This window comes from Marinococcus sp. LNHM3E3-2.2, from assembly GCF_056034385.1.
Genome location: NZ_JBQLIC010000004.1, coordinates 19425 through 37858 on the forward strand (window position 1 = coordinate 19425; position 18434 = coordinate 37858).

Consider the following 18434-nt stretch of genomic DNA (forward strand, 5'->3'; position numbering starts at 1 on the left):
ACATGCTGATGGAAACAAAAAGACAGGCCGATGGCATTGTGAAGGAAGCCCACCCGTCTCTGGAGGCCGTACAGACGAAGCGGTATTACGGGGCAACGAAGCGCCTGGCCGATCTTGTATTGGCCGCTGCCGGAATCATCCTGCTTGGCTGGCTGTTTACGTTAACTGCGCTGCTGATTAAGTTCGAAGATCCGAAAGGCCCGGTATTTTTTAAACAGACTCGCTGCGGAAAAGACGGCACGCCGTTTACGATGTATAAGTTCCGCTCGATGGCGACAGACGCCGAAGCACGGTGGGAAGCGCTGCAGGATCAAAACGAAGTAAGCGGCCTGATGTTTAAGATGGCCGAGGACCCTCGCGTTACCAAAGTCGGCGGGTGGATCCGAAAAACGAGCATCGACGAGCTGCCTCAGCTGTGGAACGTGGTAAAGGGCGACATGAGTCTGGTCGGCCCGCGTCCGCCGCTTCCGCGTGAGGTCAAATACTACAGTGAGTACCACATGCAGCGCCTGAACGTGAAGCCGGGATGCAGCGGCCTCTGGCAGGCGACCGTCCGCAACAGCGTCGGATTTGAAGAGATGGTGCAGCTCGATCTTCTGTATATTCAAACGCGCAGCACACTGCTTGATATGAAAATTATCGTCTGGACGTGCCTGAATATGGTATTAAAAAGAAACGCAAGCTGAAGCGGGAAATGGATAGAAAGGAGCAGCCAGATGAAAATTGCTTTTGTTACTAACTTGCGGGCCCCGTACCGGACGCTGCAGTGGAACGAATTTGCCCGTATTCCGGATACCGAAATCACGGTGTATTACACTGACCGTCCAAGTAAAAACCGGGCCTGGAAGATGACTGCGGCTGAAGGGTATAACGAAATTGATCTTCCCGGCGTTCAGCTCGGCAAAGCGGGACGGATGAACGCCGGACTGCACCATATTGTGAGCACCCATGATCTGATAGTGATCGGTGGATATGAAAAGCCAACTTATATTGCACTCAGTCTCCTATGCCGGATGTACCGGAAGCCGTACGTGCTTTTGTATGACGGGATCAGCCTCCCAAGGCTGCAGGAGGAGCCCGGCGGCTACAAGCATAAGCTGAAAGCACTCGTGGTCGAGCATTCCGCTGCCATTTTTGGGAACGGGGAAGTGAGCCGGCGCTACTTTGCCCGTGTGTTCGGCTATCCGGAAGCACGCATCTACAACCAGTATCTGTCGGTGGATGGCCGTGCCATTCAGGAACTCGCCCGGCACCGCGAGTATTACCGGGAAAAGCTGCGAAACAAATACGGTCTTACGCCGGAGGAGCAGGTGCTCGTGTATTCCGGCCGGCTGATCGCGATTAAAAATATGTCAAAGGTGATCGAAGCATTAAGCATAATGGAAACGCCCGTAACGATATTTGTTATTGGCGGCGGCGAGCTTGAAGAAGAGCTACAGGCCTGGGCAAAGGAAAAAGGAGTGAAGCTGATCATTACCGGGTTCCTAACCCGGCAGGAGGAGGTATTCCAGCATTATATGCTTGGGGATACGTTTATCCTTCCCTCCCTCATAGAGCCGTGGGGGCTGGTCGTTAACGAAGCGCTGGCTGCGGGTCTGCCGGTTATAGTGTCAGAAAACTGCGGATGCGCGCCCGATCTCGTGAAGGAGGGCGTGAACGGCTACACCGTCCATCCCGATGACAGCAGGCAAATAGCCAGGGCAATAGAAAAGACTTTCACGGAGCTGGAACGCAAAAGAGCTGCCGAAGAAGCCCGGCGACTGACGGAGCAGTGGAGCTTTACTGGGTCACGGGCATCCTTCACAGAGCTGCTTGAATACGTACGTAAAACGCATCTCACTCCAAGTCAAACGCCCAGGAGGGTCGTATGGAAAAAACCATGAGCGCAGCAAAGATATTGAGCGTCCTGAAAAAATACGCTCTGGCAATCGCAGCCTTCGCTATCATCGGGGGCGCGGTTGGAGCAGCGTACACGTATCTGTTCATGACGCCGGTGTACGAAGCCCGGGCGCAAATTCTTGTGAATCAGGAGCCGGAGGAGAACGCAGCACCCGGTACCGGGCTGGAAGCGAACCTGGCGTATATAAACACGTACAACGTCATTATCATGAGCGCACCGATTCTCGAGCAGGTAATCCAGGAGGCCGGCCTGAATCAAACCGTGGAAGAGCTGCAGTCACAGATTACCGTAGCGGGAGAGAATGAATCGCAGGTGGCCTCGATTACGGTAGAGGACACGGATGCGAAAACGGCGGTTGCGATCGCAAATACGACCGCCCGGGTGTTTGAGCGCGAAGTGCCACAGATTATGAGTGTGGACAATGTGAGCGTGCTCGCACCGGCGAAGGCATCGGAGGCGGAAGAGCCGGTGTCCCCGCAGCCGCTTTTTAATATAGCGCTTGCTCTTTTGATTGGCGCGATGATCGGTATCGGATTTGCGTTTGTACGCGAATACTTTGACCGGTCGATTAAAGAGGAAAAGGATATTGAAAACGAACTGGGCCTCCCGGTTCTAGGTATTATCACTTTTATTGCCGATCAAAAACAAGACAGGTCCGAAGAAGTGATTGAATTAGAAGAAATCACGCAACCAGAAGGCAAAGGTATGACGGTTTCCAAACAAAAGACTTCATAAAGAAATAGTTCTACAAGGGAAAAAAGCGTTGCGTAGTGCGACCACGCAACGCTTTTTTCTGCATGCAGAAAAGAACATAACAAAAAGGATTTTTGAAATTACTTTGCAAATGACCTTCAGAATCCTGTGAAAAAAGCCGATGGATTAAATAGGAACAAAATCGTGTGTAGGCTTAATGAATAGAAATAAAAATAGATATGCTGAAATTATCGCCGCCGGAGGAGGAAAATCGTTGCTGCATCAATTAGTCACATCCAAAACAAGATTACGGTTACTCGTGAAGTTTTTTTTATACGAGGAGGAAACGTATTTGCGAAGAATTGTCCGCGAGTTCAACGATTCGGCCAACGCAATACGCGTGGAACTGAAGCGGCTGAGCGAGATGGAACTGATCACCGGCCGTCCGGTGCAGAACCGGCGCTATTACCAGGTGAATAAAGACCATTACATGTACGAAGACATGAACCGGCTGATCCGCAATTACGTGCAATGGAATCAAATGCAGGAGCTACTCGAAGAAACCGAATGGCAGAACGTATATATGGCCTCGGAAGAGCAGCCGCCGCAAGGGCTGGAATATATCGTCGAAGTGAAAGAAGAGTCATTGGACGTAGGTAAGCAGGTGCTGCTTGGGGAGAATATGAAAGCTACCTTCGTGACTTCTGATACGATACATACGATGGAGCAGACACTGATTATGGTCCACCGTTTTGGTCTCAGGAAAGCTAACATTAAGCCACAGCCTTCATAAGTTTTTCCGCTTAAAGAAATACATAGAATATGAAAACCAGCCTGCTGACAATCGTCGGCAGGCTGGTTTCTTGTGTTTAATGATTGGACTGGTTTTTAGAAGCCGACTGCACAGAGAAATACTCCGGATAATAGTTTTTATACCATTCCACGAATTTTCCAATGCCTTCGTCGAGCGAGGTGACCGGCTTGAATCCGACAGCCTTCTGCAGGCTGTCAATGTTCGCGTAGGTGGCCTGCACGTCTCCCGGCTGCATCGGCAGGTACTCCTTGCGGGCTTCCATGCCCAGGTGCTTTTCGAGGGTTTCGATAAACTCCATGAGGGCAACCGGCTGGTTATTGCCGATGTTGTGTACACGGTAGGGAGCGTAGCTCGTCGACGGATCAGGATCCTTGGCGTCCCACTCGGGATCTCCGCTCGGAGCTGCCGGAACCAGACGCACAATGCCCTCCACGATATCATCAATATAGGTGAAGTCTCTCATCATGTCACCATTGTTGTACACCTGGATCGGTTCGTCATTCACGATTTTATTGGCAAATTTGAAATACGCCATATCCGGGCGTCCGAAGGTTCCGTAAACTGTGAAGAACCGCAGGCCGGTAGTTGGCAAATCGTAAAGGTGACTGTACGTATGCGCGAGCAGCTCGTTCGATTTCTTCGTCGCCGCGTACAGGCTGACCGGGTGATTCACTCCGTCCTCCGGAGAGAAAGGCATCTTTTTGTTTGCGCCGTATACCGAACTTGAAGAAGCGTAAATCAAATGCTCTACCTGATGGTGGCGGCACATCTCCAGAATGTTCGAAAAGCCGACGATATTGGACTGAATGTATTTATCCGGACGCTCCAGGCTGTAACGCACGCCCGCCTGCGCGGCCAGATTAATAACCGCCGTAATCGTATATGTATGAAAAATATCCTGAAGTGCAGCAGCATCAGCCAGGTCTATTTCATGAAAGTGAAATTCGTCGTGTTTTTCCAGGCGCTCCTGTCTGCTATACTTTAAGTTCACGTCATAGTAATCGTTATTGTTATCCACCCCGACGACTTCATAGCCTTCTTCTAGCAGGCGTTCCACTGTATGCATCCCTACAAAGCCATTACTTCCTGTTACCAATATCATTTATAGATACCTCCGTTATTATCTGCTGACTTTTAATTAGCACTTTATCATTTTAATATTTTACGAGTTAAGAAAACATATTCATCATATAACAAATGAATCCTATTGTGAAATGAATGAAGGAAAATTATGTTACGCATCATGAGGTTCGCACGAGCTGAAAGAAGCGTTACAAAGTTATAGTTTAGGAGTTTTTTCCTAAAAAATTGGATTCTACGGTTGAAATTATTGCCAATTAAGAGGAAAATAGCTTTGTATTAAAATATTAATTATAGTTTTGATTTTATAAAATATGTACCCGAATTACATAATGAAAGAATTGATGTATAATACTTTATTGTATTAACCCGACAAGATCAAGTCTGTAAATGAATATTATTCATCCAATACATAAAAAACGCGCATTGATTGTTCTAAAGAAGGAATTAGTTGGTATTAAGATTTACTTATTACTTATACGAAGGAGTAGAGAACACCATGGGGTTAAAGCAAAGGTTGCTGACTTTAGTTTGTCTGGATTCAGCTATTGTCATTTTTTCCATATTTGTATGTAACTTTATACTGGCAGCTGATATACGTCCTGTAGACAATGTTTTAGTTGCGAGCTCGATCTTTTTATTAATCGTGCATCATATTTGTGCTTACTATTTCAAGCTTTACAAAAAAGCATGGGAATATGCGAGTGCGACTGAAATTAAATCGATTGTTTACGCGGTCACTATTTCTGTAGTTGCCACAGGATTAATGCAGGTAGCTGTATTCCAGGAATTTTATGTGCGCACGCTAATTATGACGTGGATGGCACATGTTATCTTAATAGGCGGATCCAGAATGGCCTGGCGCTTGTTCCGAGATGCGTATATTACCAATAACAAAGACGGAAAAAGGACATTGATCGTGGGCGCCGGGTCAGCAGGAACAATGGTGGCCAGACAGTTAAAACAGGAAGCAAGTTCAGGATTGCTTCCTGTTGCCTTTCTGGATGATAATCCTTCGAAACAGGGTCTTGAGATCATGGATCTTCCAGTTTACGGTGAGATAAAAGGTGTAAAAAAAGCAGTAGAAGAATTTTCAATTGAACATATTATTATTGCAGTGCCTTCACTGGAAAGTGAAGAATTAAACCAGATCGTTAATGTGTGTGCGGATACTAAGGTAAGGACACAGACACTGCCTCGTATGGAAGACATTATGCTTGGCAAAGTGGAAGTTACCCAGTTTAAAGATGTGGATGTAGAAGATTTACTGGGGCGCGAGCCTGTTGAATTAGATGTAGAAGGTATAGCCGATTCAATTTCCAATAAGCGAGTACTGGTGACCGGAGCCGGAGGTTCCATCGGTTCAGAAATATGCCGGCAGATTGCACGTTTTTCACCGGAAGAAATTGTACTTCTCGGCCACGGAGAAAACAGCATTTACACCATTGAAATGGAGCTTAGAAACAGCCTGCCCGAATTAAATGTTTCAACGGAAATTGCTGACATTCAGGACAAAGATAAAATGTTGCAGATTTTTAAAAACCGGCAACCACACGTAGTGTTTCACGCAGCTGCCCACAAACATGTGCCGCTCATGGAGCGTAATCCGGAGGAAGCCGTGAAAAATAACGCGTTGGGCACAAAAAATACGGCAGAAGCATCTGATAAAGCCGGAGTTAATACATTCGTAATGGTTTCTTCCGACAAAGCGGTGAACCCAACAAGTGTGATGGGCGCGACAAAACGCTTAGCTGAAATGATTGTGCAGCATATGGATACGATCAGCAATACAAAGTTTGTTGCCGTTCGTTTTGGCAATGTGCTGGGAAGCCGAGGCAGCGTGATTCCGTTGTTTAAGAAGCAAATCCAAAATGGCGGACCAGTAACGGTCACAGACCCTGAGATGATCCGCTACTTCATGACAATACCTGAAGCATCGAGATTGGTTATCCAGGCCGGGGCTCTGGCGAAGGGGGGAGAAATTTTTGTGCTTGATATGGGGGAGCCGGTAAAAATTGTCGATCTTGCGAAAAATTTGATCAAGCTTTCTGGTTATACGGTGGACGAAATTGGTATTAACTTCAGCGGAATCCGCCCAGGGGAAAAAATGTATGAAGAGCTTCTTAGTAAGGATGAGGTTCATGAAGAGCAGGTCTATCCAAAAATTTACGTTGGGAAATCGAGTGAGATAAATATCAATGAAGTTATTAATTTCACTAAAAAATGTGAAACGCTTGAGAAAAATGATATAACGAAACGGGTGCTTGAAATTGCGAGAGGAGAAAGTGAAGAGCGAAAACACCTTTCAGCAGTTAATAAAAAGGCTAACGCGAATAACTAAATAATTTAAAGTGCTCCACGAAAAATAGTAAAGGGTGTTACCATGAAAAAATATTCAATATTAAAAAGGATAATAGACTTTGATCTAACCTTAATAGCAACAAGTATATTAATGCCCTTAATCGTGTTGCTTTCTCTGATGATTAAGCTGGATTCTAAAGGACCGATTTTATTTAAGCAAAAGCGTATTGGCAAAGACAAAGTTCCATTTTATATTTTAAAGTTTAGAACGATGAAAATTGATACGCCAAAAGATACACCAACGCATTTGCTGGAAAATCCGGAAAGCTATATCACTAATATGGGCTCGTTTTTAAGAAAAACCAGTCTGGATGAGCTCCCTCAATTGTTTAATATTTTAAAAGGCGATATGAGCCTAGTTGGTCCAAGGCCAGCGCTTTGGAATCAATATGATTTAATTGAAGAACGGGATAAATATGAAGCAAATTATGTAGAGCCTGGCCTAACAGGATGGGCTCAAGTAAATGGAAGAGATGAACTGCCAATAGACATTAAAGCTCAACTGGACGGCGAATACGTAAATAAAAGAAGTTTAATTTTTGATTTTAAAATACTGGTTAAAACATTTTTAGGGGTTATCAAAAGTGACGGCGTTAAAGAAGGAAAAGCTGATTCATAAAAGGAGTTTGTGTGAATGAAAAGGCTCTTAATTACGGGTGGCAATGGTTATATAGGAAGTAGCTTAAAAAAATGGTTAAAACATTATTCGAACGACTACATAGTAGAAACAATTAGCTTACGGGATGAGTCCTGGAAAAAAGCAAATTTCTCCAATTACGATGCAATTTTGCACCTAGCCGGCATCGCTCATGTATCTTCAGATGAAAAACAAAAAGAACTTTATTATAAAGTGAATCGTGACTTAACTATAGAAGCTGCTGAAAAAGCCAGGCAGGATGGTGTGAGGCAGTTTATTTTTATGAGCAGCATTATAGTTTATGGGGACAGTGCTTTAAATAACGGTATGATTACTAGTAGTACGATCCCACACCCCAAAGACTTTTATGGCGATAGTAAGCTCCAGGCCGAGCAAGGTATTGTTTCATTAGAAAGTGAAAAATTTAAGGTGGCTATTATTCGTCCACCCATGGTTTATGGCGAAAATTCTAAAGGGAACTATCCTAAGTTGGCTAGCTTAGCTAAGAAAACGCCTATATTTCCTGATGTTGAAAATAAACGCAGTGTAATTTATATTGATAATCTTTGCGAATTTGTAAGGTTAATAATAGAACATCAAGAAAATGGCATGTTCTTTCCCCAAAATAAAGAATACATTAAGACCAGCGAATTAGTTAGATTAATTGCTGAAGTGAATGGCAAAAATATCGTACTGACAAAAATCTTTAATCCATTTATAAAATTACTAAGTAAAAAGGTTAATATTTTTTATAAACTTTTTGGTGACTTAGCATATTCTAAAAACATGAGTGAATATAAAATGAATTACAGAGTTAACACTTTTAAAGAATCAATAATAAAATCGGAGAATAAAATTAATGAATAAACATAATTATAGTGTGTTGATGTCAGTTTATTATAAAGAGAAAGTAGACTTTCTAAAAGCCAGTATTAACAGTATGTTAGAGCAAACACTGCAACCAAGCGAAATTGTAATTATAAAAGACGGAAAACTTAATGTAGAGTTAGATTCAACAATAGATCAGTATGGAAGAAGATACCCAAATCTATTTAACATAATTGAATTAGAAACTAATATTGGTTTAGGAAAAGCGTTAGATATTGGCTTGGAAAAATGCAACAATGAGTTAGTGGCTAGAATGGATTCAGATGATATTTCTTTACCAGAGCGTTGTGAAAAACAAATTAGTGAATTTAAAGAAAATCCTGACCTTTGTATAGTAGGAACCAATATCGATGAATTCTACGAGGATCCAGCTAATACTGTTTCTTCAAGAATAGTTCCCTCCACTCACAAAGGAATCACAAAATTTATTAGAAGACGAAGTCCATTTAACCACCCTACGGTAATGTTTAAAAAATCAGAAGTGTTGAGATGCGGAGGATATGGAGAGTTGCGAAGAAAGCAGGATCTTGATTTGTTTTCCAGAATGATAAATAGAGGTTGTGAAGCTGCAAATATTAATGAATCTCTTTTATTATTTCGCTCAAATTCCGACAGCTTCCAGAGAAGAAAAAGTTGGGATAACTGTAAAAGTTATATAAAAGTTGAGTATATAATATGGAGAAGAGGTCATTGCTCTATAAAAGACTTAGCGATTGTCACCGTTGCCCAACTAGTTATGTTTATCTCTCCCATGTGGTTTTTAAAATGGCTATCTAATTCATTCTTAAGGAAAAATTCAGTGAAATAAGATGATTGTCTTTGCGAAAATTAAATGTTCCCCTGTTAAAAAATACAACTATGTACTAAATGAAAGAAGGTTTTTTAATGGAAGTTAGCGTAGTGATTCCAACTCATAACAGGGCTAATTCTGTTGTTAGGGCAGTAAATAGTGTTTTAAAGCAAACTTTTAAAAATTTTGAAATAATTGTGATTTCTGATGGTTCAACTGATGAAACAGAATATGAAATGAAGAAAATTGAAAAAGAAGAAAACAAAGTGAAATTTATTTCTTATGAGGTACCTAAAGGAGGAAACCATGCTAGAAACCTCGGCATAGAAATGGCAGAATTTGAATATATTGCTTTTCTAGACGATGATGATGAATGGACTTCAAATAAACTAGAACAACAAATGGAATTAATTGAAAATGACAAAGAATTGGGTTTAGTTTACACAGGAAGCAAATTAATTTATCAAAAAGAAAAGTTATTTTATTTTTCTTACCCTAAAGAAAAGGGTGATTTATCAAAAAAAATACTTTTTAAAAATTTTATCGGAACGACGTCTTCAGTAGTGGTAGAAAAAAAGTTGCTAAATGAGTGTGGGTTTTTCGATACAGGATTAGAAGCTAAACAAGATTACGATTTATGGATAAGGATATGTCAAAAAACAAAAATAGGAGTAGTTCTTGACGCTTGTGTATATTACTATAACGATATTGGCAACAATCAAATATCAGCACAAACTGAAAAGTATATTCGAGCAATGAACTATATAGAAAAAAAATATATAAATTTATTTAATACTTTGTCGAAAAAAGAAACTAAAATAAGAAAAAGTGATTTTTGCTTGCAGATTGCTACGTCAGCTTTAAGAAATAATAACAATAAATTGGCTAGAAATTATTGTAAAAAAGCTATAAAATATAGAATTACTCCTAAAAGCGCAATTTACATACTATTTACTTTCTTTGATTATAAAAAAATCTTAAAAGCTAGAAGTTTAATCAAATCTTAATTATATGCTCACTTTATTTCAAAATGTTATATCGATGCTAATCAAGAATTCTCGAAAGAAGGTGATCAAAATGAAGTATAGCTTAATTCAGTTTGAAGATATTAAATCATTAAAATTATCTGAGGAAATGAAAAAGTTAGGTTATTGTCTTCAAACAATAAGCAATTCTCCAATAGTAACTCCATTAATGCTATTGAAAAATATAACTACTAAAGGTAGACCTGAGACATTAATATATAGATATTTAAATGATTATTCTTCGTTATTTAAGACTGTCTTAAGAATGATAGCAGAAATTCTTTCGATTTTGATATGTAAGTTCTTGATGATAGATTTAATTTGGATTTGTCATAATGTTGACAAGGAGTCAAAAGAATACTATCCGTTTTTAACAAAATTAAGAAGAAAATTATTTGTTAAATTCTCAAAAAAAGTTTTAGTGACTGACAAACTGTTGATAAAAGAAGCAGAGAAATACCTAAATACAAAAACTAATAACTTAGATTTTATTACTTTTGGCTCCTATTTACCACTCGTTACAAAAGAAGAAGAAATAATCACTGCAAAAATTAAAAACTTTACAAAACAAGTTAGAGAGAATAAAGAAAAAAAACAATTAATTGGTTTATGTATATCTTCGGCAAATACTAAAAATATTTCTTATGAAGAAGCTATTAACCTATTGGACAATCCTAATTTAAAACATTATGAAATATTCCTAATATTTGTAGGTGAAGTTAGCGAAGACATGAAAGACAAAGATCAAAAAGTATATGAATTATTACAAAAGAACCCCAAAGTACTATTTATTAACGAAAGAACTCGTGTGAATGAAAAAGATTTAAGCGAATATATTGATTTTTATTGGCGAGTTTATAACGATCAGTCCGTACCATTTACTTCTTATAATGCTGCTACTTTAGGAAAGCCAATTTTAACTAAAGATATTGGTTTCTTAGGAGAAATGGTAGAAAAGTATAAATTAGGTGTCGTTTTAGATGAAACTAATCTTAATGAAAACTTGAACAAATTAGTGAATTGGGATCAAAGGCACGCATTTAATTTTTTGGAATATAACAATTGGGAAATTTCAGCTAAAAGATTGAAAAAACATCTAAAATCATTAAATAAAAGTAGTTGATAAGATGAAAAAAACACTAAATTTTTATGATTTCATAAATATACCTTTATTTTTCATATCGATATTGTTGATATTAATCTATTATCTAAGTGAAGAAGACATATACATTGTTGGTTCTATTATGCTGGGCCTTGTAATATTATTAAGATATTTGATTGTAAACTACAATAAAAGTATATTTGTTTTATTTTTTTGTTTGTTCTTATTGATATTTACTTCTGTAAAAACATTATATTTTAGTGAAATTTCGGTTGAATTAATTAGAATCACACTGTTAATGTTTTCGCAATTGGGATTTGCTTTTTACTTGCTGAAAGGAAAATTCAGCGATAATTTATTACTAATAATCTTTTATATAGCAAATAGTTACTTATTTCTACAATATTTATCAGGCGTTGAAGCTGCTCAAGTGATTGTTTGGAGTGAAAATGTAGTCAATTTTATTATATTGGCTCTTGTAACTTCAGTTTATTTAGCTAGATATTTGAGAGGGAAAAAAGTAATAATACATCCAGCTGCGATAACTTTAATTGTTAGCATTTGGAGCTCTGGTAGAGCAGGAATTATAGTTTCTATATTATTTTTAATTGTAATTGTTTTATATAAATTTAACTTAAAACAAAAGTATTTAATCATAACAGGCTTAGCTTTTGTTTTATTGGTGTATAGTGAAAATCTATTCAGAAATTTAGGAAATGTAGTTACTGAAATAGCTACTAGAGGAGGAACTAGGGAAAGTTTTTTCGAAAATGTTCGTTTAGAAATTTGGCGAGATTTTTTTAACACTTTAGACTTTAACTCTTTATTTTTAGGCTTTAATTCGAATGAACAACATTTATTTTTTGGATTCGAAAATTTACATAACGGCTTCTTGGAAGGACATTTTCATTTAGGTTTGTTTATGTTGTTGGTATATGCATTATTATTGTTAAGTGTTGTAAAGTTACTCATACATAAACAAGCTTTTCCGGTACTATTATTATTAATTTTCTTGTTACGTGGAATGACGGATACTGTTGTATTTACTGGAAGATTTGATTATATATATTTATCGATTATTTTATATAGTTATGTATTTTTTACTAATGAAAATAAAATCACAAAGTTATAATTATTATAAATAAGGTGAAAACTATTTACTATCTGTAGTTTGAGAAAGAGAGGTTTTTTAACATGGATAGAACGGTAGTCTTTTCTATTAGTACGATTTTTCACTTAATGATTAGTAAACTATATATCAAAAATCATAAAATTGAAAATGCTGTAATCGTTTGCTACTCAATAAACTCTTCGTTACCTAAAATAATAGAACAAGACGAATCGCTTAATAGAAATTTAATTATAAATAGAAAAGAAAAATTTAAAAATAAATTTAATTTAGCTATAAAAAACAAAAAAAATATTAGTGCAATTAACAATTTTTTAAAAAGTACTAGAATGACTGATTTAATTGTATTTAAAGATAATGACATAATTAACCAGACTTTAATAAATGTTGCTAGTGTAAAAAACATAAAAATTACATTAATTGAAGAAGGTATGGGGTTATACGCTATTAATAATCAAAATAAACTCTATAGAAAGCAAAGTTTAATAAAACGAAAACTTTTCATGTATCCTTCTTATATGTATAAATATCAGGGAATGAATCCTCAAATTGATGAAATCATAGCTAGTTTTCCTAATTATTTGCCTGAGGAAAAAAAGCAAAACAAAACTATAAAATTAATGGATTTTAGCGATATTAAAATAAAAAATATGAAAGAACTTTATGATTATTTCAATTTAAATTCTTCGATAGTAAATGAAAGAAATCGGCCAGGTTATGTTAGGATTTTATATATAGGACAGCCTTTTTCAGAGTTTGAAATTTTATCAGAAAAAAAAGAGGAGTTCGTGCTAAAGAAGTTTTTTAATAAAATGCTTGAATATGAAAACGTGGAATTAATTATAAAACCGCATCCAAGTGAAAAAAAAGAAAAATATGTAAGCCATGTAGATAATGAAATCATAACTTTATTCGAAGATGATCACATACCAGCAGAATTAATTCCTTCTAAAAAAAGAGTAGATCTGGTTGTAACCGGATATTCTTCTGCATGTTATTATATAAATAAATGGTATGGTGTCGAGAGTGTATCCCTATATAAGCAATTTTTTAATACAAATCCCAATGAAAGTTTAAGTTATCAAATGATGGAATTATATAATATGAAGATATTAGATGATCTATCAGAAATAAAAAATTATTTTAATTATCAAAACAAAAATAATGTCTAGCTTTAAATCAATTAATGTCCAATACAAATTCTGGAGGAAAATATGGAAGAGATAATCAATATTCAACAAATTATTCAGGTTATTAAAAAGAGATTTATGATAATTATAGTGTCAATTCTTATAGCTCTGAGCCTAAGTGCAATATACACTTTTTTTATAGTGACCCCACAATACGAAGCTTCCACACAAGTATTAGTTAATCAAACAGAAAATAACGAGGGAGCTATTACCACACAAGAATTAGAATCAAACAGGGAATTTATTAATACGTATAGAGTAATAATAAATAGCCCTGCTATTCTTGAACCAGTAATTGAAGAAATAGGTACTAATATCTCTGTAGGTGAGTTAAGAGAAAAGATTAATGTTTCTGCTGAAGAGGATTCCCAAGTAGCTAATATTACTATTGAAGATTCAAGCTCAGAACAAGCCGTGAATTTAGTAAATACTTTAACAGAGGTTTTTGAGCAAGAAATCCCAGGAATAATGGATGTCGATAATGTGAGTATTTTATCACAAGCCCAATTCGACAATAGTAATGAACCTATATCACCCCAACCAAACTTAAATTTAATTATTGCAGCTTTTATTGGTTTACTTATTGGATTGGGATTGGCTTTCTTACTTGAGTATTTAGATAAATCTATAAAAACTGAACAAGATGTAGAAAAAGAATTGGCTCTACCAATTTTAGGCGTAGTACCTTTTATGTCAAATCAAAATTCTAATAGCGAATCTAATAAAAAAGAGAACGTTAATTTAAGGTCAAGTGCTCGTGAAGCAGGGAGGAAATCTTCTTGAAATTTGAGTGAAATTAGTTTTCTAAAAAATATAAATGGAATAATTATTTATCTTTTCTATTATTTATAAGCTATAAATGTAATTAACAAAGTTTCTAAATGAAATTATGTAAAAATAGATGCTATCTTTAATGCTACATTTTTAATTTCTGATTTAATTCAAAATACATTATTAGGAGTGTTTTCGTGTCAAATATACTTATTACTGGAGCAGATGGTTTTATTGGAAGTCATTTAACTGAACGTTTAGTAAAGGAAGGCAAAAAAGTGAAGGCCTTTGTTTATTACAACTCTTTTAACTCTTGGGGATGGCTTGACACATTGCCCAAAGAAGTAATGGAAGAAGTCGAAGTCTTCGCTGGCGACATTCGTGATCCCAATGGGGTAAAGGAAGCGATGAAAAATATAGATGAAGTTTATCATTTAGCCGCACTTATAGCTATCCCATTCAGCTATCATTCTCCTGATACATATGTAGATACGAATATAAAGGGCACTCTAAACGTTTTGCAGGCTGGTCGAGAGCTTAATACCTCTCGTTTGTTAATTACTTCTACTTCAGAAGTATACGGAACAGCCCAATACGTACCGATCGATGAGAATCATGCTTTCCAGGGTCAGTCCCCTTATTCTGCTACAAAAATTGGTGGTGACCGTTTAGCAGAATCCTTTTATCGAAGCTTTGAAATGCCGATTTCAATTGTAAGGCCATTTAATACGTACGGTCCCCGTCAATCAGCTAGAGCCGTTATTCCAACTATTATTACCCAGTTACTTGCAGGAAAAAAAGAAATAGAGCTAGGCTCTTTAACTCCAACTCGCGATTTTAACTTTGTGAAAGATACAGCAAATGGGTTTATTGAAATTGCCAAATCTCCAAAAACAATTGGAGAAGAGATAAATATTGCTACTCAAGAAGAAATATCTATAGGTAGATTGGCAGAGGAATTAGTCTCGCAAATTAACCCTGATGCAAAAATTATATGTGATGAACAGCGTCTCCGTCCTGAAAACAGTGAAGTTAATCGCTTGCTCGGCTCTAACGAAAAAATTAAGAGTCTAACCGACTGGCAGCCGGAGTATACCTTTGAACAAGGATTAGCTGAAACAATAGAATTCTTTAGAGCTAATTTAGATAAATACAAAACGGACATATATAATATATAGGAGTGAGCTGATGAGTGAGAATTTTATTCCATTATCCAAACCAAGCTTGCAGGGAAACGAATTAAAATACGTAACTGAAGCTATTGAAACAGAATGGGTCTCTACTGCAGGCCCCTTCATTCAGAGCTTTGAAGAAAATACGGCTGAATATGTTAATTCCACTGGAGCGGTGGCAGTCCAAAACGGAACTTCAGGATTACATGTTGCGCTTGAAGTTATAGGAACCGGAAGAGACGACGAAGTGGTTGTTCCTACTCTTACCTTCATTGCAGCTGTAAATCCAGTAAAGTACTGTGGAGCTGAACCGGTTTTTATGGATTGTGACGATTCTTTATGTTTAGATCCGAATAAATTAGAAAAATTTTTTGAAGAAGAATGTGAGTATTCCGGTGGGATATTAAAAAACAAATCTACTAAAAAACAAATAAAAGCAATTGTAGTAGTTCATGTGTTTGGAAATATGGCAGATATGGAAAGTATTTTGGATGTGGCAAAGAAATACAATGTTCCTGTAATTGAAGACGCCACTGAAGCTATAGGAACTTACTATGAAAAGGGAAAATATCAAGGCCGATATGCTGGAACAATGGGAACATTCGGGGTGTTTTCATTTAATGGAAATAAAATAATGACCACTGGTGGAGGAGGTATGATTGTATCTAATGATAGTGAATTGCTCGCTCAAGCTCGTCATTTAATCACACAGGCAAAAAGTGATCCTCTTTATTACACTCATGATCAGGTGGGTTATAATTATAGAATGACTAATTTGCAGGCTGCTTTAGGTCTTGCACAATTAGAGCAGCTGGAAAGCTTCATTAAAACAAAATCTATCAATTACAGTCACTACCAAAAAGAAATAAAAAAAATACCGGGTCTCGAATTATTTACTTTCCGTCCAGGTATTAGGCCTAATTATTGGTTCTACGCAATTAAAGTGCACTCTGAATACGGATTGACTAGAAGGGAACTAATTGATTCACTGGAACACGAGAAAATACAAGCGAGACCAATATGGGATTTAATCCATAACCAACAGCCTTATAAAAATGCTCAAGCTTACCAAATTGAAAAAGCGCTGACTTATTTAAATTTGATCGTTAATCTTCCTTGTAGTTCAGATTTATCCAGCCAAGACGTGGAACGCGTGAATGTTTGTTTGGCCAAATTAAATAAGACTATGGAAATAGGAAGTGATTGATATTAACGTAAAAGAATTCTTGATTAATGAACAAGCTACGATGTTAGAGGCAATGGCCTTGCTGGATGAAGTTGCAAAGAAAATACTTTTTGTTGAACGTGAAGGCCAATTTGTAGCTGCAATTACAGACGGGGATATCCGGCGTTGGATTCTCCAAAAAGGTAACCTCGATGCTAAAGTGCAGGATATAGCAAACTATGAGCCGAAGTTTATTTACGAAAAGGATAAAGCAATCGCCAGGGAAAAAATGAAAGAATTATCCGTCGAAGCTCTGCCAGTTTTATCAGAGAATAACGATTTAATCTCTGTAGTGCTATGGAATGATGAGGTAAGGAAAAAATCCAAATTAAATATCCCTGTAGTTATGATGGCGGGAGGATTTGGTACGCGATTATACCCTTATACCCGGATTTTGCCCAAGCCACTTATCCCTATTGGAGATGTACCAATAGCAGAGCATATTATTAATCGTTTTTTTGATATGGGCAGCGAAGAATTCCATCTAATCGTTAATCATAAAAAAAATATGATTAAAGCCTATTTTAATGAATTTGAACGAGGATACAAAGTCTTTTATGCAGATGAGGATGAACCCCTTGGTACTGGAGGAGGATTAAGCCTTTTAAAGGGTAAGATACACTCGACTTTTGTGTTAACTAACTGCGACATATTAATCGAGGAAGATTATGAGAAAATCTACAATTATCACAAGCAGGAGAAGAATCTTATAACTATGGTTTGTTCTTTAAAAAATATAAAAATCCCTTATGGTGTTATTGAAATTGGTGAGCAAGGAGAAATTGAAGAAATGAAAGAAAAGCCTGAGTTCTCTTTTTTCACTAATACGGGAATGTATATTGTGGAACCGGAAGTAATTGATGAACTGGAAACTAATCAAAGTATAGGGTTCCCAGATATTATAGAAAAGTATCAACAAAACGGGGAAAAGATCGGCGTTTTTCCAATTAGCGAAAATGCGTGGATGGATATGGGACAAGTTGATGAAATGGAAAAAATGCGTGAAAGATTAGAAAAAAATGGGTCATAAACTACTTTTAATTGGTGGAGGCGGCCATTGTAAGTCTGTTTTAGATAGCTTGTATCAGGTGAATGAATATGAAGATATTGGCATAATCGATGCAAACAGTAAAGTAGGAGAGACAGTTTTGGATACTCCTGTTGTAGGAACCGATCAAGATCTAGAGTTGTTATTTGAGTCCGGATACAAAAAAGTATTTATAACTGTAGGTGGAATAGGGGATCCTGAAGTTAGAGTGAAATTAACAGCCCAAGCAAAAAAAATTGGGTTTGATTTTCCTAACATAATTGACCCCTCGTCTGTGGTGAGTTCCTATAGTAAACTGACTAACGGTATTTTCGTAGGGAAAAAAGCAGTAATTAACGCCGGAGCTTATATTGAAGAAGGAGCTATAATAAATTCTTCTTCGACAATTGAGCATGATTGTTTTATAGAAGCTTTTTCTCAAATTGCCCCAGGGAGTATTTTATGTGGCGGAGTGAAAATTGGAAGAGAAACTTACATAGGGGCTCATAGCGTCATCAAACAGCAAGTTACGGTAGGTAGTAATACAACTATAGGGATGGGAAGCAATGTATTACGGGATATACCGTCTAATATAGTAGCTTATGGAAGCCCTTGTAAGGAGGCATGATT

18 protein-coding genes are annotated in these 18434 nt (G+C 37.1%); 17 read left to right on the plus strand and 1 reads right to left on the minus strand.

The features are described from left to right. Nucleotides 1-8 precede the first annotated feature (8 nt). From ACTRXF_RS06975 to ACTRXF_RS06990, 4 genes are all read left to right on the plus strand, one after another. Nucleotides 9-686, plus strand: a complete 678-nt coding sequence (locus ACTRXF_RS06975) for a sugar transferase (RefSeq protein WP_474278430.1) — start codon at nt 9-11, stop codon at nt 684-686. A 30-nt stretch (nt 687-716) separates the two neighbouring features. Next, complete coding sequence (locus tag ACTRXF_RS06980; RefSeq protein WP_474278432.1) at nt 717-1883, plus strand: glycosyltransferase family 4 protein; 1167 nt, start codon at nt 717-719, stop codon at nt 1881-1883. Continuing rightward, on the plus strand, nt 1868-2635 hold the full coding sequence (locus ACTRXF_RS06985) for a YveK family protein (RefSeq protein WP_474278434.1): 768 nt from the start codon (nt 1868-1870) through the stop codon (nt 2633-2635). The genes ACTRXF_RS06980 and ACTRXF_RS06985 overlap by 16 nt, the downstream gene beginning before the upstream one ends. Nucleotides 2636-2945: 310 nt before the next feature. Further along, entirely contained in the window at nt 2946-3386 is a 441-nt protein-coding gene (locus tag ACTRXF_RS06990; protein WP_474278436.1) for a hypothetical protein, read from the plus strand. A 76-nt stretch (nt 3387-3462) separates the two neighbouring features. Here the strand turns inward: ACTRXF_RS06990 and ACTRXF_RS06995 are convergent, their stop codons facing one another. Continuing rightward, the gene (locus ACTRXF_RS06995) at nt 3463-4509 is read right to left on the minus strand and encodes an NAD-dependent epimerase (RefSeq protein WP_474278438.1); all 1047 of its coding nucleotides are present in this window, start codon (nt 4507-4509) and stop codon (nt 3463-3465) included. 477 nt (nt 4510-4986) lie between these two features. Between ACTRXF_RS06995 and ACTRXF_RS07000 the strand changes: the two genes are divergently transcribed. The 13 genes from ACTRXF_RS07000 to ACTRXF_RS07060 all read left to right on the plus strand — a co-directional run bounded on the left by ACTRXF_RS07000 (nt 4987) and on the right by ACTRXF_RS07060 (nt 18432). Further along, nucleotides 4987-6828 carry a polysaccharide biosynthesis protein gene (locus ACTRXF_RS07000; RefSeq protein WP_474278440.1) on the plus strand — a complete coding sequence of 614 codons (1842 nt, stop codon included), beginning with the start codon at nt 4987-4989 and terminating at the stop codon, nt 6826-6828. Between the two features lie 42 nt (nt 6829-6870). Beyond that, complete coding sequence (locus ACTRXF_RS07005; protein ID WP_474278442.1) at nt 6871-7467, plus strand: sugar transferase; 597 nt, start codon at nt 6871-6873, stop codon at nt 7465-7467. A 15-nt stretch (nt 7468-7482) separates the two neighbouring features. After that, nucleotides 7483-8352: an NAD-dependent epimerase/dehydratase family protein gene (locus ACTRXF_RS07010; protein ID WP_474278444.1), complete on the plus strand. Its 870-nt coding sequence runs from the start codon at nt 7483-7485 to the stop codon at nt 8350-8352. Continuing rightward, on the plus strand, nt 8345-9181 hold the full coding sequence (locus ACTRXF_RS07015) for a glycosyltransferase (protein ID WP_474278446.1): 837 nt from the start codon (nt 8345-8347) through the stop codon (nt 9179-9181). Before ACTRXF_RS07010 ends, ACTRXF_RS07015 begins: the two co-directional genes overlap by 8 nt. Before the next feature lie 77 nt (nt 9182-9258). After that, nucleotides 9259-10170, plus strand: a complete 912-nt coding sequence (locus ACTRXF_RS07020; RefSeq protein ID WP_474278448.1) for a glycosyltransferase family 2 protein — start codon at nt 9259-9261, stop codon at nt 10168-10170. A gap of 70 nt (nt 10171-10240) precedes the next feature. After that, nucleotides 10241-11311 carry a glycosyltransferase family protein gene (locus ACTRXF_RS07025; RefSeq protein ID WP_474278450.1) on the plus strand — a complete coding sequence of 357 codons (1071 nt, stop codon included), beginning with the start codon at nt 10241-10243 and terminating at the stop codon, nt 11309-11311. A gap of 4 nt (nt 11312-11315) precedes the next feature. Continuing rightward, nucleotides 11316-12422 carry a hypothetical protein gene (locus ACTRXF_RS07030; protein ID WP_474278452.1) on the plus strand — a complete coding sequence of 369 codons (1107 nt, stop codon included), beginning with the start codon at nt 11316-11318 and terminating at the stop codon, nt 12420-12422. Nucleotides 12423-12484: 62 nt separating this feature from the next. Beyond that, nucleotides 12485-13591: a polysialyltransferase family glycosyltransferase gene (locus ACTRXF_RS07035; protein WP_474278454.1), complete on the plus strand. Its 1107-nt coding sequence runs from the start codon at nt 12485-12487 to the stop codon at nt 13589-13591. A 42-nt stretch (nt 13592-13633) separates the two neighbouring features. Next, nucleotides 13634-14392 (plus strand): YveK family protein, encoded by a 759-nt coding sequence (locus tag ACTRXF_RS07040; RefSeq protein ID WP_474278456.1) that lies wholly within the window; start codon nt 13634-13636, stop codon nt 14390-14392. A 185-nt stretch (nt 14393-14577) separates the two neighbouring features. Then, nucleotides 14578-15558: an NAD-dependent 4,6-dehydratase LegB gene (locus ACTRXF_RS07045; protein ID WP_474278458.1), complete on the plus strand. Its 981-nt coding sequence runs from the start codon at nt 14578-14580 to the stop codon at nt 15556-15558. Between the two features lie 10 nt (nt 15559-15568). After that, nucleotides 15569-16759: a LegC family aminotransferase gene (locus tag ACTRXF_RS07050; RefSeq protein WP_474278460.1), complete on the plus strand. Its 1191-nt coding sequence runs from the start codon at nt 15569-15571 to the stop codon at nt 16757-16759. Next, entirely contained in the window at nt 16752-17807 is a 1056-nt protein-coding gene (locus ACTRXF_RS07055) for a sugar phosphate nucleotidyltransferase (protein WP_474278462.1), read from the plus strand. The genes ACTRXF_RS07050 and ACTRXF_RS07055 overlap by 8 nt, the downstream gene beginning before the upstream one ends. Continuing rightward, complete coding sequence (locus ACTRXF_RS07060; protein ID WP_474278464.1) at nt 17797-18432, plus strand: acetyltransferase; 636 nt, start codon at nt 17797-17799, stop codon at nt 18430-18432. The genes ACTRXF_RS07055 and ACTRXF_RS07060 overlap by 11 nt, the downstream gene beginning before the upstream one ends. The last annotated feature ends 2 nt before the right edge of the window (nt 18433-18434 follow it).

Bases quoted from the DNA above. Each gene is read 5' to 3' on its own strand.
- ACTRXF_RS07030 (WP_474278452.1), top strand. From the start codon at position 11,316: ATGAAAAAAACACTAAATTTTTATGATTTCATAAATATACCTTTATTT.
- ACTRXF_RS07025 (WP_474278450.1), top strand. From the start codon at position 10,241: ATGAAGTATAGCTTAATTCAGTTTGAAGATATTAAATCATTAAAATTA.
- ACTRXF_RS06975 (WP_474278430.1), top strand. From the start codon at position 9: ATGGAAACAAAAAGACAGGCCGATGGCATTGTGAAGGAAGCCCACCCG.
- ACTRXF_RS06980 (WP_474278432.1), top strand. From the start codon at position 717: ATGAAAATTGCTTTTGTTACTAACTTGCGGGCCCCGTACCGGACGCTG.
- ACTRXF_RS07040 (WP_474278456.1), top strand. From the start codon at position 13,634: ATGGAAGAGATAATCAATATTCAACAAATTATTCAGGTTATTAAAAAG.
- ACTRXF_RS07050 (WP_474278460.1), top strand. From the start codon at position 15,569: ATGAGTGAGAATTTTATTCCATTATCCAAACCAAGCTTGCAGGGAAAC.
- ACTRXF_RS07015 (WP_474278446.1), top strand. From the start codon at position 8,345: ATGAATAAACATAATTATAGTGTGTTGATGTCAGTTTATTATAAAGAG.
- ACTRXF_RS06995 (WP_474278438.1), bottom strand. From the start codon at position 4,509: ATGATATTGGTAACAGGAAGTAATGGCTTTGTAGGGATGCATACAGTG.
- ACTRXF_RS07005 (WP_474278442.1), top strand. From the start codon at position 6,871: ATGAAAAAATATTCAATATTAAAAAGGATAATAGACTTTGATCTAACC.
- ACTRXF_RS07000 (WP_474278440.1), top strand. From the start codon at position 4,987: ATGGGGTTAAAGCAAAGGTTGCTGACTTTAGTTTGTCTGGATTCAGCT.
- ACTRXF_RS06985 (WP_474278434.1), top strand. From the start codon at position 1,868: ATGGAAAAAACCATGAGCGCAGCAAAGATATTGAGCGTCCTGAAAAAA.
- ACTRXF_RS07010 (WP_474278444.1), top strand. From the start codon at position 7,483: ATGAAAAGGCTCTTAATTACGGGTGGCAATGGTTATATAGGAAGTAGC.
- ACTRXF_RS07020 (WP_474278448.1), top strand. From the start codon at position 9,259: ATGGAAGTTAGCGTAGTGATTCCAACTCATAACAGGGCTAATTCTGTT.
- ACTRXF_RS07060 (WP_474278464.1), top strand. From the start codon at position 17,797: ATGGGTCATAAACTACTTTTAATTGGTGGAGGCGGCCATTGTAAGTCT.
- ACTRXF_RS07035 (WP_474278454.1), top strand. From the start codon at position 12,485: ATGGATAGAACGGTAGTCTTTTCTATTAGTACGATTTTTCACTTAATG.